Source organism: Mesorhizobium sp. M6A.T.Cr.TU.016.01.1.1 (assembly GCF_003952585.1).
In the GTDB taxonomy this organism is placed as follows: Bacteria; Pseudomonadota; Alphaproteobacteria; order Rhizobiales; family Rhizobiaceae; genus Mesorhizobium; species Mesorhizobium mediterraneum.
Map to the genome: position 1 here is coordinate 453,315 of NZ_CP034452.1, position 16,241 is coordinate 469,555.

Annotated in this window: 14 protein-coding genes and 1 pseudogene; 6 read left to right on the forward strand and 9 right to left on the reverse strand. The window is 60.7% G+C overall.

The features are described from left to right. Window positions 1-106: 106 nt before the first annotated feature. The gene (locus EJ075_RS02065) at window positions 107-1,123 is read right to left on the reverse strand and encodes a sugar ABC transporter substrate-binding protein (RefSeq protein WP_164547250.1); all 1,017 of its coding nucleotides are present in this window, start codon (window positions 1,121-1,123) and stop codon (window positions 107-109) included. 234 nt (window positions 1,124-1,357) lie between these two features. Between EJ075_RS02065 and EJ075_RS02070 the strand changes: the two genes are divergently transcribed. The 4 genes and pseudogenes from EJ075_RS02070 to EJ075_RS02085 all read left to right on the forward strand — a co-directional run bounded on the left by EJ075_RS02070 (window position 1,358) and on the right by EJ075_RS02085 (window position 5,038). Further along, window positions 1,358-2,584 carry an ROK family transcriptional regulator gene (locus EJ075_RS02070; RefSeq protein WP_126103160.1) on the forward strand — a complete coding sequence of 409 codons (1,227 nt, stop codon included), beginning with the start codon at window positions 1,358-1,360 and terminating at the stop codon, window positions 2,582-2,584. Between the two features lie 16 nt (window positions 2,585-2,600). Beyond that, window positions 2,601-2,729 (forward strand): annotated as a pseudogene (locus tag EJ075_RS02075) (transporter); the annotation flags it as partial. After that, entirely contained in the window at window positions 2,726-3,649 is a 924-nt protein-coding gene (locus EJ075_RS02080; protein ID WP_126103161.1) for a carbohydrate kinase, read from the forward strand. The pseudogene EJ075_RS02075 and the gene EJ075_RS02080, both read left to right, overlap by 4 nt. 246 nt (window positions 3,650-3,895) lie before the next feature. After that, window positions 3,896-5,038, forward strand: a complete 1,143-nt coding sequence (locus EJ075_RS02085) for a DegT/DnrJ/EryC1/StrS aminotransferase family protein (RefSeq protein ID WP_126103162.1) — start codon at window positions 3,896-3,898, stop codon at window positions 5,036-5,038. Between the two features lie 138 nt (window positions 5,039-5,176). On the opposite strand, the gene EJ075_RS02090 is transcribed toward EJ075_RS02085, so the two are convergent. The 5 genes from EJ075_RS02090 to cysD form a co-directional block, all read right to left on the reverse strand. Next, window positions 5,177-5,605, reverse strand: coding sequence for a type II toxin-antitoxin system VapC family toxin (locus EJ075_RS02090; RefSeq protein ID WP_126103163.1), 429 nt, complete (start codon window positions 5,603-5,605; stop codon window positions 5,177-5,179). Further along, window positions 5,605-5,844, reverse strand: a complete 240-nt coding sequence (locus EJ075_RS02095) for a type II toxin-antitoxin system VapB family antitoxin (RefSeq protein WP_126103164.1) — start codon at window positions 5,842-5,844, stop codon at window positions 5,605-5,607. The genes EJ075_RS02090 and EJ075_RS02095 overlap by 1 nt, the downstream gene beginning before the upstream one ends. A gap of 320 nt (window positions 5,845-6,164) precedes the next feature. Then, complete coding sequence (gene cysQ, locus EJ075_RS02100) at window positions 6,165-6,953, reverse strand: 3'(2'),5'-bisphosphate nucleotidase CysQ (protein ID WP_164547251.1); 789 nt, start codon at window positions 6,951-6,953, stop codon at window positions 6,165-6,167. Window positions 6,954-6,963: 10 nt separating this feature from the next. After that, the gene (gene cysN / locus EJ075_RS02105; protein WP_164547018.1) at window positions 6,964-8,901 is read right to left on the reverse strand and encodes a sulfate adenylyltransferase subunit CysN; all 1,938 of its coding nucleotides are present in this window, start codon (window positions 8,899-8,901) and stop codon (window positions 6,964-6,966) included. A 2-nt stretch (window positions 8,902-8,903) separates the two neighbouring features. Beyond that, a complete protein-coding gene (gene cysD / locus EJ075_RS02110; protein WP_095486105.1) occupies window positions 8,904-9,809 on the reverse strand; it encodes a sulfate adenylyltransferase subunit CysD in 906 nt (301 codons plus the stop codon). A gap of 515 nt (window positions 9,810-10,324) precedes the next feature. On the opposite strand from cysD, the gene EJ075_RS02115 reads away from it, so the two are divergent. Both EJ075_RS02115 and EJ075_RS02120 read left to right on the forward strand, forming a co-directional pair. After that, a complete protein-coding gene (locus tag EJ075_RS02115) occupies window positions 10,325-11,611 on the forward strand; it encodes an O-antigen ligase (protein WP_245458089.1) in 1,287 nt (428 codons plus the stop codon). Between the two features lie 17 nt (window positions 11,612-11,628). Beyond that, window positions 11,629-12,576 carry an NAD-dependent epimerase/dehydratase family protein gene (locus EJ075_RS02120; protein WP_126103167.1) on the forward strand — a complete coding sequence of 316 codons (948 nt, stop codon included), beginning with the start codon at window positions 11,629-11,631 and terminating at the stop codon, window positions 12,574-12,576. Here the strand turns inward: EJ075_RS02120 and EJ075_RS02125 are convergent. The 3 genes from EJ075_RS02125 to EJ075_RS02135 all read right to left on the reverse strand — a co-directional run bounded on the left by EJ075_RS02125 (window position 12,564) and on the right by EJ075_RS02135 (window position 16,087). Further along, a complete protein-coding gene (locus EJ075_RS02125; RefSeq protein ID WP_126107210.1) occupies window positions 12,564-13,103 on the reverse strand; it encodes a sugar transferase in 540 nt (179 codons plus the stop codon). The two genes, EJ075_RS02120 and EJ075_RS02125, sit on opposite strands and share 13 nt — an antisense overlap. A gap of 9 nt (window positions 13,104-13,112) precedes the next feature. Continuing rightward, a complete protein-coding gene (locus EJ075_RS02130) occupies window positions 13,113-14,045 on the reverse strand; it encodes a glycosyltransferase family 2 protein (RefSeq protein WP_126103168.1) in 933 nt (310 codons plus the stop codon). Window positions 14,046-14,125: 80 nt separating this feature from the next. After that, window positions 14,126-16,087, reverse strand: coding sequence for a nucleoside-diphosphate sugar epimerase/dehydratase (locus EJ075_RS02135; protein ID WP_126103169.1), 1,962 nt, complete (start codon window positions 16,085-16,087; stop codon window positions 14,126-14,128). Window positions 16,088-16,241 lie beyond the last annotated feature (154 nt).

Below are 16,241 nucleotides of genomic sequence, written 5' to 3' on the forward strand. Positions count from 1 at the left end.
CCGATCTGCCGCCGGAATTGTTCGCGCTTGCGATAGCGCATCGTCCGCCCGAAACGACCGGGGATCAAGCCCCGGCCGATCGGTTCTGTTGCCTGTCAGACCAGCATCAGCCCCAGCACTTGGCGAGGCCTTCCTTGGTATCGATGGACTTCACGCCTTCCGCCGGCTTGTCGGTCACGAGGTTGACGCCCGTGTCAAAGAAATCCTTGCCTTCGGTCGGCTTGGGCTTCGTCCCATCCTTGGCGAAAGCGGCGATCGCTTCGATGCCGAGTGCCGCCATCTGGAGCGGATATTGCTGCGAGGTCGCGCCGATCACGCCCTCGGCGACCGACTTCACGCCGGGACAGCCGCCGTCAACCGAGACGATCAGCACGTTGCCTTCGAGGCCCACGGCCTTGAGCGCCTGGTAGGCGCCGACGGCTGCCGGCTCATTGATGGTATGGATGACATTGATGCCGGGATCCTTTTGGAGAAGGTTCTCCATCGCCTTGCGGCCGCCTTCCTCGTTGCCGTTCGTGACATCGTGGCCGACGATGCGTGCATCGTCCTCATCGCCGATCTTATTGGGGTCCTTCACGTCGATGCCGTAGCCCATCATGAAGCCCTGGTCGCGCAAGACGTCGACCGTCGGCTGCGAGGGGGTCAGGTCGAGGAAGCCGATCTTGGCGTCCTTTGCCTTGTCGCCGAGCGTCGCGGCGGCCCACGCGCCGATCAGCTTGCCGGCCTCCAGATTGTCGGTCGCGAAGGTTGCGTCGGCGGCATCGAGCGGATCAAGCGGCGTGTCCAGCGCGATCACGAGCAGACCGGCGTCACGTGCCTTCTTCACCGCCGGGACGATACCCTTGGTGTCCGACGCGGTGATCAGGATGCCCTTGGCGCCGTCGGCGATGCAGCTTTCGATCGCCGCCACCTGGCTCTCGCTGTCGCCGTCGATCTTGCCTGCGTAGGCTTTAAGCTCAACGCCGAGCTCTTTGGCCTTGGCGGCCGCGCCTTCCTTCATCTTGACGAAGAACGGGTTGGTGTCGGTCTTGGTGATCAGGCAGGCGCCGACGTCGGCAGCGGACGCGGCCGAGGTGAACGCCATCAGACCCAGTCCGGCCGCGGCAAAAACGGTGGACTTCAATAGTGCTGTCTTGGTCACGATTTTCCTCCCAGTGGAACCATTTCAGATGCCAGCCAACCGGCATCCGCACAAGCATCCAGACGACTTCTCCCGGCGTGGACGCCTGGCCCAACACAACACCAGGCCGAGGTTTCTGTCAATAATTAAATCACTCTTATTTATTATTGACAGGGCTGCATCGTTCACTCATTCTGGCCCCAAAAGCTTTGAGGGGAAACGACGGGAGGAACAAGGGTGGAGACCGGCATTACGGGGCACGGTTCGCCCGAGGCAGCCGAAAGCCGCATTCATCGCGGCACCAACCAGAGCGGCATGCGAGACCACAATGAGCGGCTGGTGCTGTCTCTGGTGCGTCGGCACGGCAGCCTGGCCAAGTCCGACATTGCGCGCATGACCGGACTTTCGGCTCAGACAGTTTCCGTCATCATGCGCGAGCTCGAGGTGGACAAGCTCCTTGTCCGCCAGGCGCCGTTGCGCGGCAAGATCGGCCAACCTTCCATTCCGATGGCGCTCAATCCCGATGGCGCCTATTTCATTGGCCTGAAGATCGGCCGTCGCAGCGCCGAACTCGTGCTGATCGACTTTCTCGGCAATGTACGCTCGATGCTGCAGCATTCCTACCGCTATCCGGCACCGCGCGAGACCGTCGAATTCGTCACCTCGGGCATGAAGACGATGCGCGGCGAGCTCACCCCGGCGCAGGACAAGCGCATTGCCGGGCTCGGTATCGCCATGCCGTTCGAATTGTGGAACTGGGCCGATACGGCAGGTGCGCCGCGCGACGTCATGGACGAATGGCGCCACCGCGACATCCGCGCCGATATCCAGGCGCAGTGCGAATTCCCCGTCTATCTGCAGAATGATGCCACCTCGGCTTGCGGCGCCGAACTGGTGTTCGGCAAGGCGGGTGCGGCGCGCGACTTCGTCTATTTCTATATCGGCGCCTTCGCCGGCGGCGGCATCGTGCTCAACGGTCACCTTTTTGGCGGGCCGACCGGCAATGCCGGCGCGCTGGGTTCGATGCCGGTGCCCGGACCGGACGGCAAGCCGACCCAACTGATCGACGTGGCGTCGATCGCCATGCTGGAAAAGGCGCTCAACGCGCGCGGTGTCGAGGCCTCGCATCTGTGGACGTCACCGGAGGATTGGGGCGAGATCGGCGTCGAGCTTGACGACTGGATCGCCTGCGCCTCACAGGCGCTCGCCTATGCCATCGTGGCGGCGTCCTCGGTTATCGATTTCGAGGCAGCGGTGATCGACGGGTGGATGCCGAAGGCCGTGCGGCGCCGGCTCGTCGATGCCGTTGTCGAAGCCATCGGCAACATCGACGGCGAAGGCCTGAAGCTCCCAGCCGTTCGCGAGGGGACTGTCGGTATTCATGCACGTGCCCTGGGCGGCGCCAGCCTGCCGCTTTCCGAGCGCTTCCTCATCGGTTCGACGACGATTTCCAGGAGTGCCTGAGTTTGCTGACCGGAATGGTTGCAAGGCGGTTGCGCTTGCCGGCGCCGGCTTCTATCTACGGTTCAGATCCGCGCACGCGATCGTCGCGGCCAACATCATCATCCGCAAGGGTGTGATCTATCCGCCGGAGAACAGCAAATCATGATCCTCTGTTGCGGCGAAGCCCTGATCGACATGCTGCCGCGTACCACGACGGAGGGCGAGCCGGCCTTTGCCCCCTATGTCGGCGGCGCGGTGTTCAACACCGCTATTGCGCTCGGCAGGCTGGGAGCACCCGCCGGTTTCTTTTCCGGCCTGTCGTCGGACCTGTTCGGGGGCCAGTTCAGGGACGCACTTGGAGAGAGCAAAGTCAGTTCCACCTATGCGCACACATCTCCCCGGCCGACCACGCTCGCCTTCGTGCGGCTGGACAACGGCCAGGCGACCTACACGTTCTACGATGAAAACACAGCCGGACGCATGCTGACCGTCGACGATCTGCCGAAACTCGGCAGCGAGATCGAAGCCATGCTGTTCGGCGCCATCAGCCTGATCTCGGAGCCTGCCGGATCGGCCTACGAGGAGTTCATGCGGCGCGAGCATGAGCGCCGCGTCATGATGCTCGACCCCAACATTCGACCCGGTTTCATTCCGGACAAGGCCAAGCATCTCCGGCGCATCCGCTCGATGATGGCGATGGCCGACATCGTGAAGCTGTCAGATGAGGACCTCAACTGGTTCGGCGAAGCGGGCTCGCACGAAGACGTCGTCCGCAACTGGCTGGATCGGGGCCCGACCCTGATCGTCGTCACCCATGGCAGCGAAGGCGCTGCCGGCTACACCAGGGATCACAAGGTCACGGTCGCGCCGGACAAGGTCGAGGTGGTCGATACGGTCGGCGCCGGCGACACGTTCAACGCCGGCATCCTGGCCTCGCTGCACGAGCAAGGCCTGCTGTCGAAGGAGGCGATCGCCAATCTGCCGGAAGACGCCATCCACAAGGCGCTGACGCTCGGCGCCAAGGCTGCGGCGGTTACCGTGTCGCGAGCCGGCGCCAATCCGCCATGGCGGCACGAAATCGCCTGATTGGACGGCGATACACCCAGCTTGGCGATCACTTTATGTTTCGCCGGCCGGACGCGACGCGATATGAAAACCAAATGATGCCTGATGAAGCCCGGATTTCCGGCATCTTCAAAGGGCACCTCGGAAATCAGAGGTAACAGGCTGCGACACTTGAGCAATTCGCGGTTTGGTTCGTGCAGCTTTCTCGGCTGGCGCAACTCTGATACCAGCGGCCGGTTATCTGGCTAGTACCGTTTTGAGGCCGACATGCAGTTCATCGATCTTGGCGCGCAGCGCGAACGAATCCGCGACAGGCTGAAAGTGGCGATCGACCGCGTCGTCGATGAGGGACGCTATATTCTGGGACCTGAGGTCACCGAATTCGAAAATAAGCTCGCCGCCTATATCGGCACCAAGCATGTCGTCGCCTGCGCCAACGGCACCGACGCGCTGCTGTTGCCGCTGTTTGCGGCCGGCATCGGCCCAGGCGACGCGGTGTTCGTGCCGAGCTTCACCTTCGCCGCCACGGCGGAAGTGGTGGCGCTGGCCAAGGCCGAGCCGGTTTTCGTCGATGTCGATCCCAATACCTACAACATCGACATCGCCAGCCTCGAGGCTGGCATCGCCATGATCAAGGCAGAAGGCCGACTGAAGCCAAGGGCGATCATCCCTGTCGACCTGTTCGGGCTTGCCGCCGACTACGAGGCGATCATGGCGATCGCCAACCGCGAAGGGCTGATGGTTATCGAGGATGCTGCCCAGTCGATGGGCGGCTCGATCGACGGCAAGATGTGCGGTTCGTTCGGCGCGGTCGGCTCGACCAGCTTCTACCCGGCAAAGCCGCTCGGCTGCTATGGTGACGGGGGCGCGATGTTCACCAATGACGATGCGCTGGCCGAACAGCTCCGCTCGTTCGCCTTCCACGGCAAGGGCGAAACCCAGTATGACAATGTCCGCGTCGGCATCAATTCGCGGCTCGACACGTTGCAGGCGGCGATCCTGATCGAGAAGCTGGCCATTCTCGAAGACGAGATGGTTGCCCGGCAAGCGGTTGCAAATCGTTACGCCGAAGGGCTCGGCGACATCCTCAAGGCGGCGCGCAACCTGGACGGCCGCCGTTCGGCCTGGGCGCAATACGCCATCGAGACGCCGAAGCGCGACGGGCTCAAGGCGCATCTCGGCGAAAAGGGCATCCCGTCGGTCATCTATTACGTGAAGCCGCTGCATGCCCAAGTCGCTTATCGCGACTATCCGCGCACGCCGTCCGGTCTTGCCGTTTCGGAGGAGCTGCCGAAGCGCATCCTGTGTCTGCCGATGCACCCTTACCTGAGCGAAGCCGATCAGGACCGGATCATCGAGACGATCCGCAACTATATCGGCTCGAATTCGGCGGACGTCGCCGCAGCGTAGAGCTTCACGCGCGCGATCACAGTCTAGCCGGTATGCCTTCCAGCAGCACGCCGATCGCGGCATCAACAGGCGTCAGTTGCGACGACGCGCTTCCCCGGCGCCAGCGCATGGCGGAGGCCGCCCTCCCCTTCCGATATCTCAAGTCTTGGCACCCACAGTCGCGACATCGGTAAGCGCAAATCCCGCATCTATGGTCAGGATCGGCGCCTGGTAGGATTTCGCGGTGGAATAATGGAAGCAATCGGCAAGATTGAGCGCACTATTGCGTTCAGCGTCCGGATAGCGGTGCCGTCCATAGCGATCGAAGGCTTGCAGCGCGGCGGTCAACTCACGGCTCGAAATCGCCAGAACCTCGACCCCAGCCGCTTCAAGGAACTCCTGCACTCGCGCTTCAGCTTCTGCCATGGGAATGCGCTTTTTGCGAAACAGCCCAACAGTCGCTTCCCATGCAGCCACGACCGATGTGATCGGCCGCGGCGAGCGCGCGGCATCGAGCGCCGCCGCAAAGTCCTCGGCCTCAGGCTCTTCCGTCATAATTGCGATGATTGCCGACGCATCGACGAACATCAGTAGTCGCCGCTGAGGTCATCGAAAAACGCCCTGTCGGCCGCAAGGCCGGTGTCCGGATAGGCCGCAATTTTCGCGCGCAAAGGCTTCAGCCGCTCCCACAGAGGGATCGCCTCCTCGGCACGGCGCAGTTCGTTTTCCAGGGCCAGCTTCACGGCAGCCGTTTTGTTCAACCGCGTGCGCGCCGCCAATTTTTTGGCAAGCATATTTACCTCTTCACTGCGAATGTTGAGCGGCATAGCGAATTCTCCTATGTGTAGACGTACATATAGAAACGCCAACACGTGATGGCAACCGCCCATCAGGAGAGCATAAGGTTTTGTGTGCGGCGGAATGCGAACGTAGCCAAGAAGAACCTGTTCTTGGGGCCACGTCTGATTGCCCGCGGCCGGTTCATGTATTTTGACTCGAGCGGCGATGTTTTGGGCGAAATCGTTTCGTCGAAGAGTTCTGTGCGCCAGATGCCACGACCGAAGCGGGGATCGTGACGCGCGGTCTCAGCCGGATTTATGCTTCGCACGGCGATCCACGCCCTGCAGGGCTAGCGACGTTATAATCGTCAGGTTGGCCCGACTGCCTTGCCGCTGGCTATGAAATGCGGATTGGCGAAGTCCTCGTCATCGCTCTGATTGCGCTTGCCGTAGGCCAGCGGTTTGCCATCAAGCGTGCGCGTCATGCCGCCGGCGGCGCGCAGCACCGCATCGCCGGCCGCGGTATCCCATTCCATGGTGCGGCCGAAGCGCGGATAGACGTCGGCCTCGGCGCCGGCGACAAGACAGAATTTCAGCGACGAGCCGACCGAGACGATCTCGGCAGCGCCTACCGTGCGGATATAGGCTTCGGTCTCGGGCGTGTTGTGGGACCGGCTGGCGACGATGGTCAGTGGCGCCACACCGGTCCTGGCCGAAATCGGCCGACGGCCGATGATCTGGTAGTCGCCATTGACTTCGATTGCTTCCGCCCTATCCGGCCGGCCGGAAAAAAAGCGTCCGGTGCATGGCGCAAAGACCACGCCGATCTCCGGCACGCCGTGACGAACGAGCGCGATGTTGACGGTGAAGTCGGTCCTGCGGTTGACGAATTCCTTGGTGCCGTCGAGCGGATCCACCAGAAAAAAGGCGTCGTCGAGGTCGGGCGGCACGATGCCGGCCGATGCCTCTTCCTCAGCCACGCAAGGGATGTCGGGGAACGCGGCGCGCAAGCCGGCGAGGATGATCTTTTCGCTCTCGCGATCGGCCTCGGTCACCGGCGAGCTGTCTGATTTCTGATCGACCGCGCAACCAGCATCGAAAACCCGCATCACCTCTCGCCCCGCCGCCAAGGCAAGGCGCTCGAACACGCCGAGCATCGCTTCGTCGTCAGATGCCGCCGCCGCTATCGTATTGGTTTTCGGCAATGTCGCGCTCGTTTAGCCAGAGTTCCAGGGCCTCTACCATCTCCTCGGCAGACTTGCCGAGTGTCTCGAGATGGATTTCCGGGTTTTCAGGAGCTTCATACGGGGAATCGACGCCGGTGAAATTCTTGATTTCGCCATTCAACGCCCGCGCATAGAGACCCTTCGGATCGCGTCTGGCGCATTCCTCAAAGGGTGTATCGACAAACACCTCGACGAATTCACCGTTGGCCATCAACTCCCTGGCCATGCGCCGCTCCGCGCTGAAGGGCGAAATGAAGGAAACAATGACGATCAGCCCGGCATCGGCCATCAGGCGCGCCACTTCCGCAACGCGGCGAATGTTTTCGACGCGGTCGGCGTCGGTGAAGCCAAGATCGCGATTGAGGCCGTGGCGAACATTATCGCCATCCAGGATGTAGGTGTGGCGGCCGGTGGCGAACAGCTTCTTCTCGAAGAGGTTGGCGATGGTCGATTTGCCCGAGCCCGAGAGACCCGTGAACCAGAACACGGCAGGCCGCTGGTTCTTCAGATCGGCGCGGCCGTGCTTGCCGACATCGAGCGATTGCCAGTGAATGTTTTCGGCACGGCGCAGCGAATGCAGGATCATGCCAGCGCCGACCGTGGCGTTGGTGATGCGGTCGATCAGGATGAAGGCGCCGGTCGTTCGGTTCTCGGCGAAAGTGTCGAAGGCGATCGGCGCCCGCGTCGAGATGTTGCAGATGCCGACCTCGTTCATTTCGAGCGACTTGGCCGCCTCATGGGCAAAGTCGTTGACGTTGACGCGGTATTTCAGGTCGGTGACGGTGGCGCTGGTCTGATCGGTCTCGGTCCGCAGGATATAGGAGCGGCCCGGCAACAGCGCATGCTCGTCGAACCAGACGATATTGGCGGCGAACTGGTCGGCGACCTGAGGCCGCGCCACCGGCGACACCAGCATATTGCCGCGCGAGACCTCGACCTCGTCGTCGAGAACAACGGTGATGGCCTGGCCGGCAACCGCTTGGCTCAGGTCGCCGCCATGCGAGACGATGCGCCTGACGTGTGCGGACTTGCCGGATTTGGCGACAACGACCTCGTCGCCTGTTGAGACGGAGCCGGACGCGATCGTGCCGGCAAAACCGCGAAAATCGAGATTGGGGCGGTTCACATACTGCACCGGAAAACGGAACGGCAGTTCGACAACGGCTTCATCGACCGACACGGTTTCCAGATGTTCGATCAGCGTCGGCCCGGAATACCACTTCGTCTTGTCCGAGCGGCTGGTGACGTTGTCGCCGTAACGGGCAGACATCGGGATCGGCACGATCGTCTGGAAGCCGAGCTTGTGCGAAAATTGCCTGAAATCCTCGATGATCCGTTCGAAGACGGCCTTGTCGAAGCCCACGAGATCGATCTTGTTGACGGCGAGCACGATGTGCCGAATGCCCAGCAGCGAGGCGATGATCGAGTGGCGCCTTGTCTGGCGCAGCACACCTTGACGGGCGTCGATCAGCACGATGGCCAGATCGGCGGTCGACGCGCCTGTCGCCATGTTGCGCGTGTATTGTTCGTGGCCGGGCGTGTCGGCGACGATGAATTTGCGCTTCGGCGTGGCGAAAAAGCGATAGGCGACATCGATTGTGATGCCCTGCTCGCGCTCCGCCTCTAGGCCATCGACCAGCAGCGCGAAATCGACGTCGTCGCCCGTCGTCCCATGCTTGCGCGAATCACGCTCAAGCGCGGCAAGCTGGTCCTCGAAAATCTGCTTGGTGTCCGAAAGCAGACGCCCGATCAGCGTCGACTTGCCGTCGTCCACGGAACCGCAGGTCAGGAAGCGCAGCAGCGACTTTCGTTCCTGCACCGCAAGATAGTCACGAATGCCGTCGGTGGAGGCGAGGCTCTTGGCCATGATGTGGCGCATGCTCAGAAGTACCCCTCGCGCTTCTTCTTTTCCATCGAGCCCGCTTCATCCCGGTCGATCAAGCGGCCCTGGCGCTCTGACGTGCGCGCGGTGAGCATTTCGCCGACGATGGCCTCCAGCGTATCGGCGTCCGATTCGATCGCGCCGGTCAGCGGATAGCAGCCAAGCGTGCGGAAGCGCACCAGCCGGTTGTCCACTGTCTCGCCGGGGCGCAATACCATGCGGTCGTCATCCCTCAGAATGAGCATGCCGTCACGTTCGACGACCGGCCGCTCCTTGGCGAAATAGAGCGGCACGATCGGGATGTCTTCCTGGAGAATGTACTGCCAGATATCGAGCTCGGTCCAGTTCGACAATGGAAAGACCCGGATCGATTCACCGGTCGCGATGCGGGTGTTGAATATCTTCCACATCTCCGGCCGCTGATTCTTCGGATCCCAGACGTGCTGGGCGTTGCGGAAGGAGAAGATCCGCTCCTTGGCGCGCGACTTCTCCTCGTCGCGACGGGCACCGCCAAAGGCTGCATCGAAGCCGTACTTGTCGAGCGCCTGCCGCAGCGCCACGGTTTTCATCACATGGGTGTGGGTGTTCGAGCCATGATCGAAGGGATTGATCTTGTCGCGCACACCATCTTCGTTGACGTGGACCAGGAGATCGAAGCCGAGCTTTTGCGCCATCTGATCGCGGAAAGCGATCATTTCGCGGAATTTCCAGGTCGTGTCGACGTGGAGAAAGGGAAACGGCGGCTTGGCGGGATAAAACGCCTTCATCGCAAGGTGCATCAGCACGGAGGAGTCCTTGCCTACGGAGTAGAGCATGACCGGCTTGGCGAACGCCGCCGCAACCTCGCGAAAGATATGGATGGATTCAGCCTCGAGCCGCTGAAGGTGCGTAAGCGCGATGTTCATGGACTGTGAGCGTTCTCTCGTGCCATCCAGACCCTGCATCGATGCATCAGGCGCAATTTTCAGCTACCCGGTTCAAGCTTCATTTCTGGACAATGTTTTTTTCGTTTTTTCGTGCAGGCGTTCTAGCAGATCGCCAATGTCTATAACAATGCAAGACAAGCCTGCCCTAGAGTGGTTCGGGAATGAATTTTCCACGCTGGGGCCAGATCTCGGAAATTCCTGCTCAATGGGCTAAGGGACCTAGTGGCCCAAGAAAAATATTCGCGGGGGCGAGATCAACGTCAACTCGGGCTATCCTCTCCTGCGGTCACGAGTGGTGGATTAAGCCGCACTCTCGATTTTGATGGCAGGCCCGGCCCTGCCGTACTATCGAAAACCATGATCAGCCGCTATACCGGCTCCTGAATGAGCCACCGCGCGTAGCGCATGGGCATGAAATCTTGAAGATCATTGCACCAGCCACGGTCAAGTTAAATCCTCATCTCAAAAGATCCCGAAGAATGCGAATTATACCCTTGGACCGGCTTTCATCGATAAAACAACAATTCACACCGGCACGGGTCAATATCTACTTTTCCATTCTTTGCTTCTTTTCTCCCTCCGTTTTGGGATCGGTGGTTAGTTTTGCATTCAATGGCGGCGGCCTGTGGTCGACCCTACTCATTGCACTGAAGAGACGGCGCTTCAATGTCGATCGGCCCATGGCCGCCCTCACCGTCGCGATCTATGCCTTTTGCGGCGCCGTTGTCCTCGCCTCCATCGTCAACAACTCGATTGCGAGGGATGCGACGCATCTTGTACCGTTGATCACCTTCCTGTTTTTCCCCTTCTCATATTCGGTCTGGAGCATTTCGCAGAAAACCACCCTTGCCCGCGTCATCATACTGAGCAGCATGGCCGCTTGCTTCGGCGCATTGCTGCTGACTGGCATCCAGTACTATTGGATTGGCCTGCCAAGGGTTGAAGGTGGTGCCGGAAATCCGATCGTGTTCGCGACGGTCGCCTGCCTCAGTGTTTTGGTATGCATGGCTGGCGCTTTGTCGGGAATCGAAAAGGCCAGGAGCCTTCTCGCCTGTGCGGCGTTGGCCGGAACAATCGCCATCCTCTACTCCGGTTCGCGTATCATCTGGCTGGCGATGCTGATTGCAGGCATAGCCGTTCTGCTGATCAATCGGCAGAAGCTCAGGGGCAAGTACGCCCTTCGTCTGTTGTTGATGCTGGGCGTGGCCGGCCTCGCGATCGCTGCCTTTGGATTCCAAACAATATTGGAGCGAGCCGAGTTCCTCCATTCCGACTGGGAGGCGCTCACGGCGCATGGCAACTACAGCACCGCCTTGGGATTTCGCGTTGCCATGTGGCAAATTGGCCTCGACGCATTTCGCGAAATGCCGCTTTTCGGACATGGGGTGGGCGCGACGCCGCTGTTGATGAAACAGGGATTCCAAGAGCAGTTCGGCATGGACAAAGGCTTCAGCCACTTCCACAACGGCTTTCTGACCGCACTGGTGGAAGCAGGAATCGTGGGAGCTGTCGCGCTGGCGGCCATCTTTATCGTTGCCGCCAAAAATGCCGCCGCAGTGCTGCGCATCAGTGCCGATCCGGTCGAGCGGTTCGGCGCCACCATGATCGTCATTGTGGTGATCACCTATCTCTCAGGCGGAATGGTGGGCATTCTTATCGGTCATGATATTCTGGATTCGGTGCTGATGATCTTCCTGGTGTCGGGGACATATCTTGCATCGGGGCGCCATATGCCGCTGGCGGACGAACAAGCGCTTCCTGCGACATCGGCCGCCGAGTAGTAGCTTCGAGCAATGCAATGAAAGTGTTGGTCACAGGCGCGACAGGGTTCATCGGGCGCCTTGTCGTGCAACTCCTCCGAGAGGCGCAGTTCGAAATCCGGATCGCCTCCCGGCACCCGGAAAAGCTCGGTTCGGGAAACGACATCCTCCTGCTGCCGAATTTCGACGCGCCTGCCGAGGCTTTTGCGACGATCACGAAAGACGTCACGCATGTCGTCCACTGCGCCGGTTTGAACAACGATCGTGGCAATCCAACCGAAGCCGATTACCTGAAAGCCAATGCCGAATTGACCGGGCGGCTCGCGCGCGCCGCGGCTGCACAGGCCAGCGGTCGTTTTATCTACCTGTCTTCGACCCGGGCTGTGGTCGGCGCCGGCTTCAGCGGGAAGCTCGACGAAGAGACTATCCCTGCCCCGCAATGCGCCTATGGGCGTTCGAAACGCGAAGGCGAGATCAGGGTCCTGGATGCTTATGCATCGTCCGGCCGCTCCGATGCCGCCATGCTGCGCCTGCCGCCGGTCTACGGATCTGGCATGAAGGGAAATCTGGCGACACTGATGCGCTTGGCCGACACCGCCTTGCCGCTGCCCGCAGCGGCCCTGGCGGGCGTCCGCTCGCTGATATCCTCCGAGGCAGCGGCCCGGGCGGTTTTGCACCTGTTGACCCATTCGATCCCGCTTCGCCCCGTCTATATCGCCAGCGATATACGGCCAATCCCGGTCGCCGCCATCATCGAAGCCTTTCGACAAGGCTTTGGACGGCCGAAACGCCTGGTTGCGGCCCCTGCCGGCCTGATACGGCCGGTCGCATCGTTGCTGGGCAAACGCAAATTTTGGGAAAGCTTGACCGCAACGCAGATATGCGATCCGTCCCTGCTCATTTCGGAGGGCTGGCTGCCGGAAACCGATACGATCGAGCGACTGACCGCAATAGCGCGGGTCAGCAGACTTGCTCAGGTCCGATAAATCGTTCCAAGCAGAATCCTGACATCGAGACCGAACGACGCCGCCTTGAGATAAGCGGCATCGGTTTCGGCACAGAGCGTCGGGACCGACATGTCGATGCCTCGAATCTGAGCCAGGCCGGTTATGCCCGGAAGCATGGATGACACGCCCAACTGCTTGCGACGCTCGATCAGCTCCGTTTGTGTGGGCAAGCATGGACGTGGCCCGACCAGGCTCATTTCCCCCTTAAGGACGTTCCAGAGCTGCGGCAATTCATCAAGCTTGAACCGCCGCAAGACTTTTCCGACCACCGTAACCGAATTTGCCGGCGCCTCGTGCGAGGGCAATGACGGCGTCCCCAGATACATCGTTCTCAACTTGTGGCAGCGAAAAAGCCCGCCGTTGCGGCCTACCCTCGTCTGGGAAAAGATTGCAGGCCCGGGTGACGATAGCCGAATAGCCAGGATGGCAACCAACAGGACAGGCGACGTGATCAGCAGCAGCAGGGCCGCCACCACGAGGTCGAAGGTCCGCTTCGCTGCCCCAATGAACATGGATTAAATCCGGCCGGAGGTGATTGCCAAATAGAGCCCGAAGGTTCCAAAAGGCGTCTGCCGATAGACGCCGCTTTGGCGCAGATAGCTCAGACGACGGAAGATATTGCCCTTTCGCGCCAGGATGAACAAGCCTAGGCACGCAGCCGCGTCTGTCGTGAGAAGATCACGATTGGCGGCCAGACCACTGAGATTCTCATCCGTCCAATTGGCAAATCCGCCTTTCAGCAGATGTGCGAGCCGGGAAAATCTCGCCCTCCACGAAACGTTGGCCCCGACCAAATTTGCCCCATGCTGGCGGTAGCGCACCAGAGGCCGCGGATCATACCGAACGATGCCGCCTGCACCCGTTACGATGAGGTAGGCCCACCAATCGTGACTGACAAATCGGGTCTTTGACGACGCCTTGGCCAGCAGGTCGCGTGCCGCGCCGTTGATCATGATGGTGTTGCCGCCGGCAATGCTTTGCACGAGAGCGTTGCGGAAGGACGGCGGCCGTTGGAACAGCGGCGAGCAGCCGATCACGCTTCCGGTTTCGGTCATGGTTGCGGTTCTGGAGCAGAACATAGCCGGGATTTCTGCGTCCAGCGTCCGCATCCAGCGGACAGCGCTTTCCAACCTGTCCGGCTCCCAAATGTCGTCCTGGTCGCAAAAGGCATAGTAGTCCGCCTCGATCCGCGGATCGACGATCATTGATCGAAAATTGGCAGCGAAACCCTGGCGGGGGCCGTCCACCAAGGTCAGCCGACCCTTGTGCCAGCGGGGTTTCCAGGCGCCGATGAGGGCGGTCGTGCCGTCGGTCGAACCATCATCGGAAATCCACAGATCGACGGGGGAATGCGACTGCGCGAGGAGAGAGCCGAGCTGTTCTTCGATGAAAGCCGCGCCGTCCTTCGTGCCCATCAGTATGGCGACGCGCTGATCTTGTTTGCTCACGATTGTGGTGTCATCTGCAAATGCCCGGGAACGGCCATCGGATTTTTTCCCATCATCCAATCACAACCGCCCGAAGGGTCCTATCCTGCATGTCCAATTCTTTTCGGACCTGTTGGCCGACGTGCGTCACCCGGGGATCTTTCTGCTTGATGGAGCCCTTCCAGCACGGCAAGCGCCGAGCCCTTGTCCTGGCTCTTCATCGCTGTCTGCAGCGCCGTAAGCGCGGTCTCGACCCGCGGCCAGTCGACAACATCCATCCTGAGGCCAAAAACCTTGGAGGTGCTGAGCTCAACGACTTCTTCATCTTCGCCGTGAAGCGTTTCATGAAGTTTCTCGCCTGGCCTTATCCCGGTGAACCGGATTGGGATATCCGTGTAGGGGCTCTTTCCAGCCATGCGGATCATCGTCTCGGCGACTTCAACTATGGACACCGGCTTGCCCATATCGAGCATATAGACGGCATAGTCGTCCCTGCCCTGTCGCGACGCCGCATCGGCTGCCGACATGATGACGAGGTCGACGGCTTCGGCCACCGTCATGAAGTAGCGCGTCATGCGCCGATCCGTAACGGTGACAGGCCCTCCAGCCTCGATCTGCGCCTGGAATATGGTCGCCACTGATCCATTGCTGCCAAAAACGTTGCCGAACCGGACGGCAATGAACTTGGTGCCGGAATGATGCCCTCGCGGTTGATGCCCGTTTGGTTGGGCCGCATGGGTTTCATGTAAGGCGCTCACGATCTGCTCGGCTGCTCGTTTTGTCATGCCAAGCACAGATGTCGGATCCACCGCCTTGTCACTCGAGACAAGCACGAACTGCGGAACCCCGCATTTGGCGGCCACCTCTGCACAGACAAGCGTTCCGAAAACATTGGTCTGGATCGCCGCATCCCAGTTTTCCTCGAGCAGGGGGACGTGCTTGAGCGCGGCGGCATGAAAGATGATGCAGGGTTTGAATTCGCTTATGACACGCGTCATTTGCCGCCGGTCCGCCACATCGACTATGCGGGCCTTGAGACGATCATGGTCTTTCTCGTCGATATATTGGCTCAACTGGAAAATGCCGAACTCGGAGAGATCGGCGACCAGAACCGCCTCGGCGCCCAGTTCCAGCGACCGCCTGACCAGAGTTCGCCCGATTGAGCCGGCTCCGCCCGTCACCAGGACGCGCTTGCCACGGACAAAAGCGCCGATACGCTCGATGTCGGAAGGCACCGCTGGACGGCGCAGGATCGTTTCCATCTCGACGGCATCGAGAACCAGCTTTCCTCCCTGCCCCAGTTCGGAAAACCCCGAGAATTGCACAACGGCTATGCCACTATGCCGGGCGACACGAACCAGCTCCGAATACTCCTCGATCTCCCGCCCGGCACCATTTCCGAAAATCAGCATGTCGAGGCTTTTCGTGCCCCTTGTGTAGTCCTCCAGGAATTCCGTCAAACGGGGGCGGACTGCCACCACCGGAACGCCTTGAATCCGGGTGCCCAACGGCGCGTCGTTCTCGATCGCCATGACTCCCGCGATGGAATAGTCCCCGGGCTGCGCCGTGCGCGTAAACCGAATGATCAGATCGGCCTCGCCGAGCCGGCCGACGAACAGGGCTTGCTTCGTCAATCCCTTGTCGGCGGCCCTGTTCAGGATACGCCAGCTCGCTCCGTCACGAAGGAATCGGTAGAAGAGCCGAGGCGCCGATATGATCGTGAAGGACACGAGGAAGAAGACGATGAACTGGCGCTCGTTGATGCCCGTCACCGGCTTGAAGAAACGAAACGAGAGCGAGGCGCAATAGAGCGCGACAGTCAAAATCGCGCAGCTCTTCAGGATGTTGAAAAAGTCCGGCGTCGAAGCGAAGCGCCAGACCGTGTTGTAGAGGCCGCAATATCTGAACAGCAAATGGCTGGAAACGACGATGCACGCCCAGGTGGTCAGGCCAGCATAGGAGAACGCTTCGAACGAAAGGTTGGAACGCGACAGAACTAGACTAAGCGCGACCGCGACCAGAACCATGACGGCGTCCTGGATCATGATAAAAAAACGCCGCATGTCCGGCCGAAGTCCGAATACGGCTTCTAAGTATGAATTCATTGCGCGGCACTACACTCCAGAGATCGAGGACTGGCTGCCAGTGTGATACGGGCGAATTCGCCGCCGATCACGTTGGCTTGTCGTGCCAATCACCAGCCAGCGGCTGTATCGC